This is a genomic window from Xanthomonas maliensis, from assembly GCF_009192945.1.
In the GTDB taxonomy this organism is placed as follows: Bacteria; Pseudomonadota; Gammaproteobacteria; order Xanthomonadales; family Xanthomonadaceae; genus Xanthomonas; species Xanthomonas maliensis.
In genome coordinates, this window is the sequence record NZ_NSET01000044.1 from 15081 (window position 1) to 29655 (window position 14575).

Genomic DNA, 14575 nt, shown 5'->3' on the forward strand with positions numbered 1-14575 from the left:
TCGGTACTGGCCTCAGTATCGGCCGAGGGCACCGATCAGGCGAACGGATCCTGCAACACCATGGTGTGGTCGCGGTCCGGGCCGGTGGAAACGATGCTGATCGGGCAGCCGGCCAGCTCCTCCAGCGCGCGCAAGTAGGCACGGGCGGCCGGCGGCAGCTCGTCCCACACGGTGATGCCGTGGGTGTTTTCGCTCCAGCCCGGGAATTCCAGGTACACCGGGGTGCACTCTTCCCAGCCTTGGGCGTCCAGCGGGGCGTACTCGGTGCGCTTGCCACGGTATTCGTAGGCAATGCAGACCTTGAGCTTTTCCATCCCGTCGAGCACATCGAGCTTGGTGATGCACAGGCCGGAGATACCGTTGATGGCCACCGCACGCTTGAGCGCGACGATGTCCATCCAGCCGCAGCGGCGCGGACGGCCGGTGGAGGCGCCGTACTCGGCACCGCGGTCGCGGATACCCTGGCCGATTTCGTCGTCCAGCTCGGTCGGGAACGGGCCGCCGCCGACGCGGGTGGCGTAGGCCTTGGCGATGCCCAGCACGTAGTCGATGTCCTGCGCGCCCACGCCGGTGCCGGCCAGTGCGCCGCCGACGGTGGTATTCGAACTGGTGACGTACGGATAGGTGCCGTGGTCGATGTCCAACAGCGCGCCCTGCGCGCCTTCGAACAGCACGCGCTTGCCCTGCTTGCGCAGGTCGTGGAGGATGCCGGCGACGTCGGACTTCATCGGCTGCACGTACTCGCCGAAGGCCAGCGCCTCGTCGTAGGTCTTCTGGAAGTCCACCGCTTCCACGCCCAGGTACTTGGTCAGCACGAAGTTGTGGTAATCCAGCGCGGTACGCAGCAGTTCTTCCAGCTGCTTGGGATAGTGCAGGTCGGCGATGCGGATGCCGCGACGCGCCACCTTGTCTTCATAGGCCGGGCCGATACCGCGGCCGGTGGTGCCGATCGCCTTGCCGCCGGCAGCCTTTTCGCGGGCCTGATCCAGGGCGATGTGGTACGGCATGATCAGCGGCGCGGCCGGGCTGATCTTCAGGCGCGAGCGCACTTCCACCCCGGCCGTTTCCAGCTCGCCGATCTCCTTGATCAGCGCGGCCGGGGAAATCACCACGCCATTGCCGATCAGGCACAGCGCGTCTTCGCGCAGGATGCCGGACGGGATCAGGTGCAGCACGGTCTTCTTGCCGTTGATGACCAGGGTGTGGCCGGCGTTGTGGCCACCCTGGAAACGCACCACCGCACCGATTTCCTCGGTGAGCAGATCGACGATCTTGCCCTTGCCTTCATCGCCCCACTGGGCGCCGAGCACGACAACTGATTGACCCATGACGGGTGACTCCTGAGTTTTGCTGCGGCCATCGGGGCCGCGGGATGGGACCGCCATCAGAACCCTGGCGTCGCCGGGCGCACGGCTCCGTCGGGGAGCGTGCAGCGGCGCGGGGCCCTGACACGGAAAAAGCCGGCCGGGGTGCTCTGGAGGAGCGTGCCCGGCCGGCTTTTGTGCATTATCCGGGTTTCGGGTGGCGTGCACTACCCCTGGCGACTGCACATGGCCGCGCTTGCGCCAGGGTTGGCGGGGTGGCCCTTTGCGGGCTTTCGGGCTTCGGATTTGCGCGGCTTCGGGCCTTTCGGGCTTCCCGTCTTGCCTGGCCTTCCGCGCTTTCCGCCCTGTCGACCTTATAGCCGTTCCGGCCTGACCGCCTGTCGGCTTCTCCATCCGTCAGCCTGTCGGGCGGCCAGTGCCTCGGACCCGACCGTCCGCAACAGTTGCCGGATCTGGCGATCTTTTGCGTCGCCGTCATCCGCCGCGCCCGCGCCGTATCGATGCAGTGGCCGCGGGTTCAGTGGCGCACGATCCACAGTCCTGCGGCGGCCAGCACCAGCGTCACCGCGCCAATGGCGCGCACCTGCGCGGTCGGCAGGCTGAACAGCTGGTCGATCATGCGCTTCCACGCGATCGGCATTGCGAACAACAGCAGGCCTTCGATCACGAAGAGCAGGCATAAGGCAGTCAGCAGGTCATGCATGGGCGGTGCGGCAGTCGGGTGACGCGGTAGTGTGCCTGCTTCCGTGGCCCAGCTGCGTAGGAGCGCCCCCGGGCGCGACAGGCTTCACCGACAAAACAAGACGCGTCCGCAGGGACACAGCGACACTCAAAGCCAAACGGCATTCCAAAACGGATAGTCTCCAAGACGGGTGACCAATCCCGCCCTTCGCGGGTTGGAAATGATGTAACGGGCCGCCGCTTGCAGGTCGTCTTCCTTGCGCACCGCATGGTCGTGATAGCTGCGACTCCAGACCGGCGCATCCGACCCACGCTGCGCGTTCACCGCCCGTGCCGAGCAGGCTTTCATGCGCGATACCGCCTGGCCCAGCGAGGTACCGTGTCCAAGTTGCAATAACCAGTGCGCGTGATCGGGCATCAAGACCCAGGCCAGTAGCCTGGCATCGGACGGTATGGCGGCGGTGAAGGTGCTGCACGCCGTTGCGGCGTGCAGAAAATCCGCGAACACGGCGCGTCGCTGCCATGTCGTGGTCGTCAGCAGGTAGCAAGCGCCGGGCATCGAGTGCCTGCCCTTGCGCAGTGCACGGTGCCCAGGAGAGCGGGGCGTGAGCATCAGGCGATACTGAGGAGCGTCGACGCTAGCCACCATCAGCGATTGGGGTGGCGTGGCCTAGGAGATCTGCTTGGCGCCTGGTGTTCGGGGCTGGGTGATGAGGGGCGCGCGCCCGGGGGCGCTCCTATGTGTGCGGGGAGGCGTATCGGGGCGGAAGGATACGTTGCGGTTACGGCCTGCGCGGGAGCGGTCGCGCCCGGGGGCGCTCCTACGTGTGTGGGGAGGCCTGTCGAGGGCGGAAGGATGCGTTGCGGTTGTGGTCTGGGCGGGAGCGGTCGCGCCCCGGGGGGGCGCTCCTACGTGTGTGGGGAGGGTGCGTTCGGGGCTTCGGTTGCGATGGGGCATAAAAAACGCCCGCATTGCGCGGGCGTTGTTGGTCCGAGCAGAGTGCTCAGCGATCGCTCTTGAGGTATTGCAGGAACGGGTCGTTCTTGTCCAGCACCACCACGCCATTGCCGTCGGTCATGGAGTTCCGGTAGGCCTCCAGGCTGCGATAGAACGCGTAGAACGATGGGTCGCGGCCACCGGCCTGACCGTAGATGCGGGCGGCCTCGGCATCGCCTTCGCCGCGCAGCTTCTGCGCATCGCGCTCGGCATCGGCCACGATCACCGTGGCCTCGCGGTCGGCCTGGGCGCGGATGCTCAGCGACTGCTCCTCGCCTTCAGCGCGCAGCTTGCTGGCTTCCTGCTTGCGCTGGGCGCGCATGCGCTCGTAGACGTCGGTGATCACCTGGCTGTCGGTCGGCAAATCGATCTGCTTGATGCGCAGGTCGGTGATCTGCATGCCTAGCCCCTTGATGGCGGCGTTGATGCCCTTCAGCTGGTTGGCGATCAATTCGCTGCGGTCGCCCGATACCAGCTGTTGCAAGGTGCGCGAGTTGATCTGGTTGCGCAGCGAGTCGGTGATGATCGGCGCCAGGCGCGAATTGGCGACCGACTCCTCGCCACCGGTGGCGCGATAGAACGCCCGCACATCGGAGATGTAGCCGATGGCGAAGAAGTCCACGCTCACGTCCTTCTGCTCGGCGGTGAAATAGCGCGCCGGCGCGGTATCCAGTACCTGGAAGCGGCGGTCGAACACCCGCACCGTTTCCACCATCGGGATCTTGAAGTGCAGCCCTGGCTTGAGATCCGAACGCACCACCCGGCCCAGATTGAGCACCATCGCGGTCTGGTCCTCGCGGACCACGAACAGCGAGCTCATCAAGCCCAGCAACACCACGACCACCAGGCCGACGATCAGCGAATTCTTCATTACTCGGTTCCCTCACGACCGGTCGGGCGCGGGCCGCGCTCGGGGTTGCGAATGCCCTCGGCATTGCTGCTGGTGTTCTGCAGCGGCTGCAGCAACACATCCTGCGGCACCATCGTCGGCAAGCTGTTGTTGCTGCTGGTGTTGCCGCTCTTGCCGGCATCGGCGGGCATCGGCACGTAGATGACCTGGCGGCCGTCGGCGCCGATCACCTTGCGGTTCTTGGACAGCACGTCCTGCACGGTCTCCAGCCACAGGCGCTTGCGGGTCACCTCGGGGGCGCCGGCGTACTGCTGCTGCAGCAGCGAGAAGCGATCGGCATCGCCCTCGGCGCGGGAGATCACCGCCTGCTTATAGCCTTCGGCGCCGGTACGGGTGCGGGCGGCCTGGCCGCGCGCCTCCGGCACCACCTTGGCGGCGTAGGCCTGGGCTTCGTTGATCAGTCGCTCGCGCACCTGTTGGGCACCGTTGACCTCATCGAACGCCGGCTTGACCTCTTCCGGCGGACGGGCGTCGGGCAGGGTCACGCCAGTGACCGACAGGCCGGTGTTGTAGGCGTCCAGCGACGCCTGCAGCCGCTCCTTGGACGCGATCGCCAGCGGGCCGCGATTGTTGAGCACGGTATTCAGATCCGAACGGCCGACCTGCTCGCGCACTGCGCTCTGCGCGGCCTGCTCCAGCACCAGATCGGCATTCCGCGAGCCGAACAGGTACTTGCGCGGGTCGCTGATCTGGTACTGCACGTTGAGCGAGACATTGACGATGTTCTCGTCGCGGGTCAGCACCGGGACCTGGTTGCTGAAGGTCTTGATCTCGGTGGCGTTGACCTTGCGCACCGACTCGAACGGCCAGGGCAGCGTGAAGTTGGGACCGGGCTGCAGGATGCGCGCGAACTGGCCAAAGCGCAGTACCACGCCGCGCTGCTGTTCGCCGATCAGGTTGAAGCTGGAAAACAGCAGCATCAGCACGACGGCGATCAGGATCCACCGCCACACCCCGCCATCGAACAAGTCCTTGAGCGGGCCGGGCAAGCCGCCCCAACCGCCGCCGCCGCGCGGGTCCCAGGACCTGCGCCGATTGGGGTCCGGGCCATCTCCGCCCTTGCTGCCGGGTGTGTTCCAGGCCATGCACGCTCCGTGATCGAGGGGCTGCGCGGGCCAGTCCCGCAGTGCCGCCAAGTTGATTGAATCGCTGATTCTACTAGATGGGGCAGACCGGCCGTTTTGAAAGGCCTGCGCGGGTGCGTTGCGGTTTAGCTGCCCGCAACGGGCGCGCCCTCTCGCTCAAGACATAGCGGGAAGCACCGCAACCGTCGCGGCGCAGCGGCGCGCGGCGGCAGATCGGGGACACGCCGACGGCGTGCCCGCGCACGCCAACGGGCATTGGAGAACAGACTGGCAGGGCGCCGCCAGCGGCGAACAGGCAGGCGACATCGGCAATCGACGAGGCGGCGCCGGCCATCCGCACTGAAGGTGCGGCGCCCCGGCATCGGGACCCGGCGGCGGCCGACCGCGCTATCCGGCCACGCGCCGTCGGCGGGTTTACGGAGCCGGCGGCTCGTCCTTCTGGTTGAAGACGCGCTCCATCACTTCCAGCAATTCGTCTTCGGAGAACGGCTTGGTGATGTAGGCGCGTGCGCCCTGCCGCATGCCCCACATGCGGTCGGTATCCTGGTCCTTGGTGGTGACCAGGATCACCGGGATGTGCTGGGTGCTGGGCTCGCGCTTGAGCGTGCGAGTGGCCTGGAACCCATTGAGGTTCGGCATCACCACATCCATCAATACCAGGTCGGGCAACGCCGACTTGGCCGCTTCCACGCCAGCGGCACCGTCGGTGGCGGTGATGGTTTCGTGGCCCAGCTTCTCGACAATGCGCTGAATCCCCAACAGCTGCGACGGCGAGTCGTCGACAATCAGAATACGTGCCATGTGTTTCCCCTAGTCAGCATCGGCAGTGTAGTGCGCCGGCCGCGTCGGCGATAGCAGCCCGAAGGGCAGCACCAGGCCCCGGCGGCCGTCGACGGACACGCCGACGGCCGCACGGCCCGGTGGCAGACGCGACAGCGTGGATCACATTCCGGCAGCGCCCCCCATCCGCGTCACTCGCCAACCGACCACGGCAGGCATGGAGAGCGCGGGAGCGCACCGTGCGCTATCGCCCAACGCCCCAGCGACGGACCTGCACCAACGGCTGCGACCGACCATCGACGCCTAGCCGAGGCTCGACGGCCGCACACGCTGGCGACCGCGCCGCGCACGTTCGCCTCAGCAAACGATCCAGCCCCGCGGTCGCCCTATCCGGTCCCGAGTCCCGACGTCGCTCGGCGTCCGCAGGCAGTCACCGGCCAGGCGACGTGGGTCGATTGGCCATGACTACTGATCTGCTCCGCCGTTGCCCCACCGGGTGCCGGGTCCCGGGTCCCGAGTCCCGGCCCCAAACAGCACCAGCCGCCAGAACGCCTCCCGCCTCAAACCGCCTCGCCAAACGCCTTGGCCAAGTTCCGGTAGGCCTTCTTCTGTGCCTCGTCGGTCGGTGCCGGCGCCAGGATCTCCAGTTCGACGATCTGGTCGCCCGGGGTGGTGCCCGGCAAGCCGCGGCCGCGCAGGCGCAGCTTGCGGCCGGCCTCCGATTCGGCCGGCACCTTCAGTTCCACCGCCCCGCCGAGGGTGGGCACGCTGATGGTGGTGCCCAGCGCGGCCTGCCAGGGCATGACCTGCAAGGTATAGAGGATGTTGCGACCATCCACCTCGAAGTGCGGGTGGGCGGCGTATTCGATCTCCAGCAACAGATTGCCGCCGCCGCTGCCCTGCCCGCTCAGGCGGATGACCTGCCCGGGCTGGATGCCCTTGGGCACGCGCACGTCCAGCTGCTTGCCGTTGATGGTGATGCGCACGCTGTCGCCGGTATAGACCGCCTCCAGCGGCACCGCCAGCTTGGCGCGGGTGTCGCCGCGCGCCTGCGGACCCGCGCCAGGACCGGCCCCCGGTCCGCGCGGCCGGCCGCGGCCGCCAGCGAACAGACTCTCGAAGAAGTCGCTGAAGCCGCCACCGGCGCCGCCGTTGCCGAACACTTCCTCAAAGTCGAAGCCCTGCCCGCCGTTGAAGTTCGGCGGCGCGCGGAATTCTTCGCCCGGGCGGTAGCCCTGGGCCTTGAGCTGGTCGTAGGCCGCGCGCTTCTGCGGGTCGCGCAGTGCCTCGTAGGCCTCGTTGACGGCCTTGAACTTCTCTTCCGCGCCGGCTTCCTTGCTGACATCGGGGTGGTACTTGCGCGCCAGCCGGCGGTAGGCGGTCTTGATCTCCGCCTCGCCCGCGCTCGGCTCCACGCCCAGCGTTGCGTAGTAATCCTTGAATTCCATCAATCACCTCTGGAAAAAAAACGGCCCGCAGCCAAGGCCACGAGCCAGTCATTCACAGCCGGGCGGGCGACCGCGCCTATTCTACGGCGCGGCCGTCGCCGGGGAGCGAAGCCAATGGCTCCGCTCCAGGCCCGCGTGCTTACTGCACGGTGTTGCCGCCGTCCTGGCCGTTGCCGACCTGGATGCGCCGCGGGGTGGCCGCCGGCCGCTTGGGAATGCGGATCTCCAGCACACCGTTGTGGCCGGCTGCGGTGATGCCGTCGGCATCGGCGCTGTCAGGTAGCGCGAAGCGGCGGTGGAAGCTGCCGTAGCGGCGCTCGATCCGCGAGAACCGCTCGGTCTCGCTGCTGGACTCGCTCTTGCGCTCGCCCTTGATCGACAGAATGCCCTTGTCCATCTGCACCTCGATCTGGCTGGGGTCGATGCCCGGCAGGTCGGCATACAGCACGAACTGGTTCGGTTCTTCCTTGATGTCCACGCGCGGAACCCACTGCGCGGTCACGACTGCCGACTCGTCGGTATCGCCGCTTTGCTCGAAGAAGCGGTCGAAGACCTGCTTGATCTCGTTCTGCAACGCATGGGTCGGCCACTGCGGATAACGGACGATATTCATGATTGCCTCCAAAAGTTGGGTGACGGGCCGGCGACGTGCTCACGTGCTGGCCATGCGCTTCAGATAGGCATGCCGTTGCGGATTTCAAGCGCGTTGACGCGCTTTTCCGGTCTGAGTTTCTAGACTCCGTTCAGCCTTCAGGAGCGCCCGCCCCATGACCATCCACGTTGGTGACCGCATTCCCGAAGTGGTGCTCAAGCACCTGCGCGAGGGGATCGAGACCGTCGATACCCACACCCTGTTCGCCGAGCGCAATGTCGTGCTGTTCGCCGTGCCCGGCGCCTTCACGCCGACCTGCTCGGGCAAGCACCTGCCCGGCTACGTCGAGCACTTCGAGGCCTTCCGCAAGCGCGGCATCGACGTGTTGTGCACCGCGGTCAACGACCCGTTCGTGATGCAGGCCTGGGGCCGTAGCCAACTGGTGCCCGAGGGCCTGCACCTGCTGCCCGACGGCAATGCCGAACTGGCGCGCGCCCTGGGGTTGGACATCGACCTCAGCGCTTCGGGCATGGGGCTGCGCTCGCGCCGCTACGCACTGTATGCCGAAGACGCGGTGGTCAAGGCCTTGTTCGTCGAGGAACCCGGCGAATTCAAAGTCTCCGCTGCCGACTACGTACTGCAGCATCTCCCCGATCGATGAATTGATTCCATCCACAACAGAGGACACCGGCCAGCCATGTCTGATCAGCCAGCCAACCACCATCCCGCCGGTATCAGCGATACCGCCACCCTGCGCGCCCGCGCACGCCAGAGCATCGAAGACGGTGCCATTACTGCCAGCTACCATGCCGACCGCGAGGCGGTGATCAAGCTCCTCAATGCAGCGCTGGCCACCGAATATGTGTGCACCTTGCGCTATTACCGCCACTACTTCATGGCCAAGGGCATGTTGGCCGACGCGGTCAAGGGCGAGTTCCTGGAGCACGCGCAGCAGGAGCAGGAGCACGCCCACAAGCTTGCCGAGCGCATCGTGCAACTGGGCGGCGAACCGGACCTCAATCCCGATACGCTGACCAAGCGCTCGCATGCCGAATACAAGGAGGGCAGCGACCTGCGCGACATGGTGCGCGAGAACCTGATCGCCGAGCGCATCGCGATCGACAGCTATCGCGAGATGATCGACTTCATCGGCGACAAGGACACCACCACCAAGCGCATCCTCGAAAGCATCCTGGCGCAGGAAGAGGAACACGCCGACGAGTTCGCCGACCTGCTGGAAGGCTGGATCGGCGAGTAAGCCTTGCCTTTCGGTTTACTCCACAGGGCGCTTCGGCGCCCTGTGTGCGTTGAGGCGGCGATGCCAGAGAAACAGGGTGATGGCGACATTGTCGACACGCGCCCCATGCATGCCATCGCCGCAAGCATGGGCCGCTGCTTCGCCGGACAGGAACCGCGCGCCCTGCCCTGCCACGTGAGCGCCGATGCATGAATGAATCGTCGCCGCATCGTGCCGCCCATCGTTCGCGATCTGGCCATGCCGTAGCGCGCGAACGCCGCGAAGCCATCCCTCAACGCACTACCCGAAAGTGCAGCTGGGTCCAGGCGCCATCGCTGGCCAACGCCGTCAAGGTCTGCGTGCCGATGTCGGCGAAATCGCGCTGAAAACTCTGCCGCCCCTGGGTCCGAGCGATCCAGCGACCATCCAGCAACCAGTCGATCGTCGCTTCGCTGCCGAGTGCGCGCAGCTGCAGGCGCACCGGACGCGCACCGGCGTCGGCGCGCGCCAGGGTGGCGCGATCGCTCAGGCCGTCGATGCGCAACACACCGCCGCCGGTCATGCGGCCATCCGGCACGCAGTCGGCCGCCAGCGGTGGCAGTTGCGCGGCAGCCCGTTCGGCGGCGCTCAACCAGGGCGACGTCAGCGCCGGCCAGCGCGCCAGCACGCGCGATTGGCGCAGATGCGGCGCACTGCAGTCTTGCGACAGGCGTTGTCCGCTGCCGGCATCGACCTCATAGGCGAGCGCGCCAGCTTGCCATAGGCGTGCATCCCGCTCCGGGAAGGTCGGCGGCACCGCACCGTCGAGCACGTAGGCCTGGCGTCGTCGTGCGCACAAGGCCGGCTCGGTCTGGGCCGCAGCGGTGCCCAGTGGCCAGCAGATTTCCAATTCCTGCACATTGGACGGCATCGGCAGCGGCGCGCTGTCGCCTGGGCTGCGCGGCAGCGCGTCGATCACCTCGAACATCAGCGGCAAGGCAGTCACCGCCCCATATTGCCCGGGCAGCGGGGTGCCATCCGGCCGCCCGACCCACACCCCGACGGTGTAGCGGCGCGTACTGCCCAGCGCCCAGGCATCGCGGTAGCCGTAGCTGGTGCCGGTCTTCCAGGCCACGCCCGGGCGTGCGGTGGTGTCGAAGGTATCGCTGCCATACCCGGGCCGCGGATGGTTCTGCAGCACCTCGCGCACGATCCACGCCGCGCCCGGCGACATCACCCGGCGATCCACCTGGGCATCCTGCGGGGTGTAGCGCACGCGGCCGGCGATGCCACCGCGGTTGAAGGCGGCAAACGCGCCGACCAGTTCTTCCAGCTGCGCGCCGGTGCCGCCGAGTATCAGCGCCAGGTTGGGCGAACTGCCGTGCGGAAAGCGCAGACCGATGCCGGCATTGGACAGGCGCGCGGCGAACCGCGCCGGACCGATGCGATCGAGCAGGTCCACCGCCGGCACGTTCAAGGACAAGCGCAAGGCGGTGGCCGCGCTGACCGGCCCGTTGAAAGCCGCATCGAAATTGCCCGGCCGATAATCGCCGAAGCTCTGCGGTGCGTCGACCAGCAGGCTCTCCGAATGGATCAGGCCATCGTCCAGCGCCATGCCATACAGGAACGGTTTGAGCGTGGAGCCGGGCGACCGCCAGGCCTGCACCATGTCCACATGCCCTAGCCGCTGACGGTCGCCGAAGCGCACCGAGCCGACATAGGCGCGCGCCTCCATGGTGGCATTGTCCACCACCAGCAAGGCGGCCGAGGTGCGCTCGGGCAATTGCGAGAAATACGTGGTGACGCGTTCTTCGAGCGTGCGTTGCAACTCCACGTCCAGCGTAGTGACGATGCGTGCAGCGCGTGGCTGAGCGGCATGCAGGCGCTGCGCCAACAAGGCGGCATGCAACGGCGGCACCAGCGCGCGGGTGACCACCGGCTCGATGCGGGCGTCCTGGACCTGCGCGCGCGTCCACACACCCAGCTCCACCATGCGCTCGAGCACCTTGTCGCGCGCCCGCTGCGCCGCCTCGGGATGGCGATCCGGCCGCAACCGGCTCGGCGACTGCGGCAACACTGCCAGCAGTGCGGCCTCGGCATGCGACAGGTTGCCGGCGGGCTTGCCCAGGTAGGCCCAGCTGGCCGCCTCCACCCCTTCGATCGTGCCGCCGTACGGCGCGCGCTCCAGATACAGCGCAAGGATCTGCTGCTTGCTCAGGTGCACTTCCAGCTGCAACGCGCGCAACAACTGCTTGGCCTTGCCCCAGGGCGTGCGCGTATGCGGGTCGAGGATGCGCGCCACCTGCATGGTGAGGGTGGAGCCACCGGAGACGATGCGGCCATGGGCAAGCCACTGCCCGCCGGCGCGCAACAGTCCCCAGGGGTTGATACCGGGATGCCGCCAGAACCAGCGGTCTTCGTAGTGCAGCAACGCCTGCAGGTACAGCGGCGACACGCTCTGCGGCGTGGCCGGATACCGCCACACCCCATTGCGATCGGCAAACGCCCGCAACGGCGTGCCATCGCGCGCAACCACCAGGGTGGAGGTGTCGGGCGAGCGCGGCAATGGCGGCGGAAACGCCAGGTCCAGCACCAGCAGTGCGCTCAGTAGCGCCACCGTGCCCCAGCGCAGCCAGCGCGTCCAGCGCCGGGTGCGCCGCGCGGGATGCGTGACGGCGGTGTCGTCCTGCAGCATGCGTGCTCCCGATGGAAGCCGCCATTTTGCCCGTTGCGGCGACGTCATGGGCGATACGGCGTGTTGGCGCTGCGTTTCCGCAAGCGTCCTGTTCCAAGCGCAGGCCATGGCCACCGCACCGGCATCATCCGGTGCCGTCTGTCGCCAGCGGCAGCCACAGCGTGGCGACGCTGCCCGGCGCATCGCTGCGCGGCCGCAGTTCCAGGCTGCCGCCCTGTGCCTCTACGATCTGCCGCGACAGCACCAGGCCGATGCCCGAGCCGCCGGGCTTGGTGGTGAAGAACGGGACAAACAAGTTGTCGCTGGGCGGCAATCCGGCACCTTCGTCGAGCACCTCGATGCGTGCCATCGCGCCCACGGCACACGCGCGCAGGATGACCGGTGCAGCGCCGCCGGACTCCAATGCGTTGCGCAGCAGATTGATCAGCACCTGTTCGAGCTGGTCGGTATCGGCGCACAGCCGCAACGCCGGCGCCAGCGCGAGCTGCACCCGCGCATCGCCGAGCAGCCGCTGCACGCGCGCGCACAACGGCGCCAGCGCGAGCGGTGCCGGCACCGGCGCCGGCAGCCGCGCCAGGCGCGCATAGCCAGCCAAAAAGCGTTGCAAGGCCGCGCTCCGCTGTTCGATCACGCCCAACCCGTTGCGCAAATCCGCATGCAGCTCCTGATCCAGCATCGCAGGCGCGGCCGGCAACAGCCGGCCGAGCGTATCGGCGATCGAGGCGATCGGTGTCAGCGAGTTGTTGATTTCGTGGCTGAGCACGCGCAGCAGGCGCCGGAATGCCTGCGCCTCTTCGTCGCGCAGTGCGCGCTCCATCGGCTGCACCAGCAGCAGGCGCCCGGCCTGGCTACGGCTGCGCAGCGCCGCCTGGCCGATCTGCCAGCGCCCCTGCTGGCCGGGAAAGGCATGCGCGTGCACGCCGCCCGATCCCAGCGCGAACAGATCGGCCAGGCCCAGCTCCTGCGCCGAGCGTCCGAGCAGTCGTTCGGCCGGAGCAGCCAGCAGCCGCTCGCCAGCCGGGTTGACCAGGCGCAGGCGCTGGTCCTGTTCGAACGCGAACACCGCGCCGTCCAGGGCGGCCAAGGTCTTGCTGAGCAATTGCAGGCTCTCATGCGAAGCGCGCTGCTCGTCCTGCAGTCGCTGCGCCAGCGCATTGAATCGCTGCGGTACGCTGTCCTCGTCAGCAACGCGTGTGGCCTGTGCCATGCGCACGCTGTAATCGCCTTCGCGCAAGGCGTCCAGCAGGCCCGCCAGCGTCCGTACATGCTGGCCGCCACGACGTTGCTGCCAGTGCCAGAGTGCGGCGGTCAGCAGCAGCACGCAACCCAGCAGCAGCATCGCCTCCGGCCGCCGTGGCGTGCCCACGAGCAGCACCAGGATCAGCGCCACCGTGGCCGGCGCCGCCAGCCACAACGGCCGCCAGGAGCGACGCTCAGCCGTCGTCATCGCTGCGCAGACCGTGCTTGCCCAAGCGCCGATACAGGCTCTGCCGGGTGATGCCGAGCTGATCGGCGGCGCGCTGCAGATTGCCGCGCTGCTGCGCGAGCGCTTGCCGCAACAACAGCGCCTCGGCCGCTTCCAGGGTCAGCTGGGTCGACAGCGCCGGCGCTGCGGCCTGGGTGGGCTGCAAGCGCAACGCGTCGCTGTCGAGCGTCGCTCCATCGGCGAGCAGCGCGGCGCGCTCCATCGCATGCGCCAGTTCGCGCACATTGCCCGGCCAGGCGTAGCCGAGCAAGGTACGCTCGGCCTCGCGCGCCAGCGCTGGCAATGGCCGCCGGTAACGCTGGCAGGCGATCGCCAGATAATGTCGCGCCAGCGGCAGGATGTCGGCACCGCGCTCGCGCAACGGTGGAACCCGCAACTGGAAGGTATTGAGGCGGTACAGCAGATCCTGACGGAAGGTGCCGGCAGCCACGTCCGCGTCCAGGTCGGCATTGGTCGCTGAGACGATGCGCACATCCACACGCTGCGTGCGCGAAGAGCCGAGCCGCTCGAACTCGCCATCTTCGATGGCGCGCAGCAGTTTGGGTTGCTGCTGCAACGGCAGATTGCCGATCTCGTCCAGGAACAAGGTGCCGCCATCGGCCAGTTCGAAGCGCCCGGCACGGTCCTGGCGCGCGTCGGTGTAGGCACCGCGCACATGACCGAACAGTTCGGCTTCGAACAAGGTGTGCGCGAGTCCGCCGATATTGACCTTGACGAACGGCTGCGCGCGGCGTGGCGACCATTGATGCAGCAACTGTGCAAGCAAGCTCTTACCGGTGCCGTTCTCGCCCAGCAGCAACACGTTGGCGTCGCTGCCAGCGATGCGCATCAGGTCCTCGACCAAGCGCCGCATCGGTTCGGACTCGGCGACGAAACCCTCGGCCGTGTCCTGCAGCAGCCGGGACTGCGCTTCGCCCAGCCGTTGCGCGGCGCGGCGGCTGCGATCCAGCGCGATGCGGCTCTCCAGCACCGATAGCACGCGCGCGTTCTGCCAGGGCTTTTCGATGAAATCCACCGCACCTTCGCGCATCGCCGCGACCGCCAGCTCGATACTGGCCCACGCGGTCATGGCGATCACCGGGAGCTGCGGCCACTGCTCGGCGATCTGCCTGATCAAGGCCAGGCCTTCGGCACCGGAGGTGGTGTCGCGGGCATAGTTCATGTCGACCAGCACGGCGGCGAACGCGTCGCCGCGCAGGCAGGCCAGCGCCACCGCCGGCGACTCGGCGCCGACCATGCCGTAGCCGGCGCTCTTGAGCAGCATGCGCAAGGCCTCGCGTACATCGGCCTGGTCGTCGACGACCAGGATGCGTGGCAATGGAGGCGTGCGAGCGACGTTCATGGCGCAGAGTCTAACGAG

At 67.7% G+C, this 14575-nt stretch carries 13 protein-coding genes; 2 read left to right on the plus strand and 11 right to left on the minus strand.

Going from position 1 to position 14575, the window contains the following annotated elements; genetic code table 11:
• Positions 1–35 precede the first annotated feature (35 nt).
• The 8 genes from CKY51_RS13285 to CKY51_RS13320 form a co-directional block, all read right to left on the minus strand.
• Positions 36–1328, minus strand: a complete 1293-nt coding sequence (locus CKY51_RS13285; RefSeq protein WP_022974595.1) for an adenylosuccinate synthase — start codon at positions 1326–1328, stop codon at positions 36–38.
• Between the two features lie 514 nt (positions 1329–1842).
• Positions 1843–2028: a DUF2065 domain-containing protein gene (locus tag CKY51_RS13290; RefSeq protein ID WP_022974596.1), complete on the minus strand. Its 186-nt coding sequence runs from the start codon at positions 2026–2028 to the stop codon at positions 1843–1845.
• A 126-nt stretch (positions 2029–2154) separates the two neighbouring features.
• Positions 2155–2619 (minus strand): REP-associated tyrosine transposase, encoded by a 465-nt coding sequence (locus CKY51_RS13295; RefSeq protein ID WP_031341000.1) that lies wholly within the window; start codon positions 2617–2619, stop codon positions 2155–2157.
• 391 nt (positions 2620–3010) lie between these two features.
• Positions 3011–3874, minus strand: a complete 864-nt coding sequence (gene hflC, locus CKY51_RS13300) for a protease modulator HflC (protein WP_022974598.1) — start codon at positions 3872–3874, stop codon at positions 3011–3013.
• Complete coding sequence (gene hflK, locus CKY51_RS13305) at positions 3874–4998, minus strand: FtsH protease activity modulator HflK (protein WP_022974599.1); 1125 nt, start codon at positions 4996–4998, stop codon at positions 3874–3876. The genes hflC and hflK overlap by 1 nt, the downstream gene beginning before the upstream one ends.
• Positions 4999–5412: 414 nt before the next feature.
• Positions 5413–5799, minus strand: coding sequence for a twitching motility response regulator PilH (pilH, locus tag CKY51_RS13310; RefSeq protein ID WP_022974600.1), 387 nt, complete (start codon positions 5797–5799; stop codon positions 5413–5415).
• Between the two features lie 539 nt (positions 5800–6338).
• Entirely contained in the window at positions 6339–7226 is an 888-nt protein-coding gene (locus CKY51_RS13315) for a DnaJ C-terminal domain-containing protein (RefSeq protein ID WP_022974601.1), read from the minus strand.
• Positions 7227–7365: 139 nt separating this feature from the next.
• The gene (locus tag CKY51_RS13320; protein ID WP_022974602.1) at positions 7366–7839 is read right to left on the minus strand and encodes an Hsp20/alpha crystallin family protein; all 474 of its coding nucleotides are present in this window, start codon (positions 7837–7839) and stop codon (positions 7366–7368) included.
• Positions 7840–7993: 154 nt separating this feature from the next.
• On the opposite strand from CKY51_RS13320, the gene CKY51_RS13325 reads away from it, so the two are divergent.
• Together CKY51_RS13325 and CKY51_RS13330 are read left to right on the plus strand one after the other, a co-directional pair.
• Positions 7994–8479, plus strand: a complete 486-nt coding sequence (locus CKY51_RS13325; RefSeq protein ID WP_022974603.1) for a peroxiredoxin — start codon at positions 7994–7996, stop codon at positions 8477–8479.
• A gap of 36 nt (positions 8480–8515) precedes the next feature.
• On the plus strand, positions 8516–9076 hold the full coding sequence (locus CKY51_RS13330; RefSeq protein WP_022974604.1) for a ferritin-like domain-containing protein: 561 nt from the start codon (positions 8516–8518) through the stop codon (positions 9074–9076).
• Positions 9077–9347: 271 nt separating this feature from the next.
• Here CKY51_RS13330 and pbpC read toward each other — a convergent pair whose 3' ends face one another.
• The 3 genes from pbpC to CKY51_RS13345 form a co-directional block, all read right to left on the minus strand.
• Positions 9348–11729 (minus strand): penicillin-binding protein 1C, encoded by a 2382-nt coding sequence (gene pbpC, locus CKY51_RS13335; protein WP_022974606.1) that lies wholly within the window; start codon positions 11727–11729, stop codon positions 9348–9350.
• 124 nt (positions 11730–11853) lie between these two features.
• Positions 11854–12357, minus strand: a complete 504-nt coding sequence (locus CKY51_RS22590; protein WP_202902293.1) for a sensor histidine kinase — start codon at positions 12355–12357, stop codon at positions 11854–11856.
• Positions 12358–13162: 805 nt separating this feature from the next.
• A complete protein-coding gene (locus tag CKY51_RS13345; RefSeq protein WP_022974608.1) occupies positions 13163–14557 on the minus strand; it encodes a sigma-54-dependent transcriptional regulator in 1395 nt (464 codons plus the stop codon).
• Positions 14558–14575: the final 18 nt, after the last annotated feature.

Bases quoted from the DNA above. Each gene is read 5' to 3' on its own strand.
- hflC (WP_022974598.1), bottom strand. From the start codon at position 3,874: ATGAAGAATTCGCTGATCGTCGGCCTGGTGGTCGTGGTGTTGCTGGGC.
- CKY51_RS13325 (WP_022974603.1), top strand. From the start codon at position 7,994: ATGACCATCCACGTTGGTGACCGCATTCCCGAAGTGGTGCTCAAGCAC.
- CKY51_RS13345 (WP_022974608.1), bottom strand. From the start codon at position 14,557: ATGAACGTCGCTCGCACGCCTCCATTGCCACGCATCCTGGTCGTCGAC.
- CKY51_RS13330 (WP_022974604.1), top strand. From the start codon at position 8,516: ATGTCTGATCAGCCAGCCAACCACCATCCCGCCGGTATCAGCGATACC.
- pbpC (WP_022974606.1), bottom strand. From the start codon at position 11,729: ATGCTGCAGGACGACACCGCCGTCACGCATCCCGCGCGGCGCACCCGG.
- CKY51_RS13315 (WP_022974601.1), bottom strand. From the start codon at position 7,226: ATGGAATTCAAGGATTACTACGCAACGCTGGGCGTGGAGCCGAGCGCG.
- CKY51_RS13320 (WP_022974602.1), bottom strand. From the start codon at position 7,839: ATGAATATCGTCCGTTATCCGCAGTGGCCGACCCATGCGTTGCAGAAC.
- CKY51_RS13295 (WP_031341000.1), bottom strand. From the start codon at position 2,619: ATGCTCACGCCCCGCTCTCCTGGGCACCGTGCACTGCGCAAGGGCAGG.
- pilH (WP_022974600.1), bottom strand. From the start codon at position 5,799: ATGGCACGTATTCTGATTGTCGACGACTCGCCGTCGCAGCTGTTGGGG.
- hflK (WP_022974599.1), bottom strand. From the start codon at position 4,998: ATGGCCTGGAACACACCCGGCAGCAAGGGCGGAGATGGCCCGGACCCC.
- CKY51_RS13285 (WP_022974595.1), bottom strand. From the start codon at position 1,328: ATGGGTCAATCAGTTGTCGTGCTCGGCGCCCAGTGGGGCGATGAAGGC.
- CKY51_RS13290 (WP_022974596.1), bottom strand. From the start codon at position 2,028: ATGCATGACCTGCTGACTGCCTTATGCCTGCTCTTCGTGATCGAAGGC.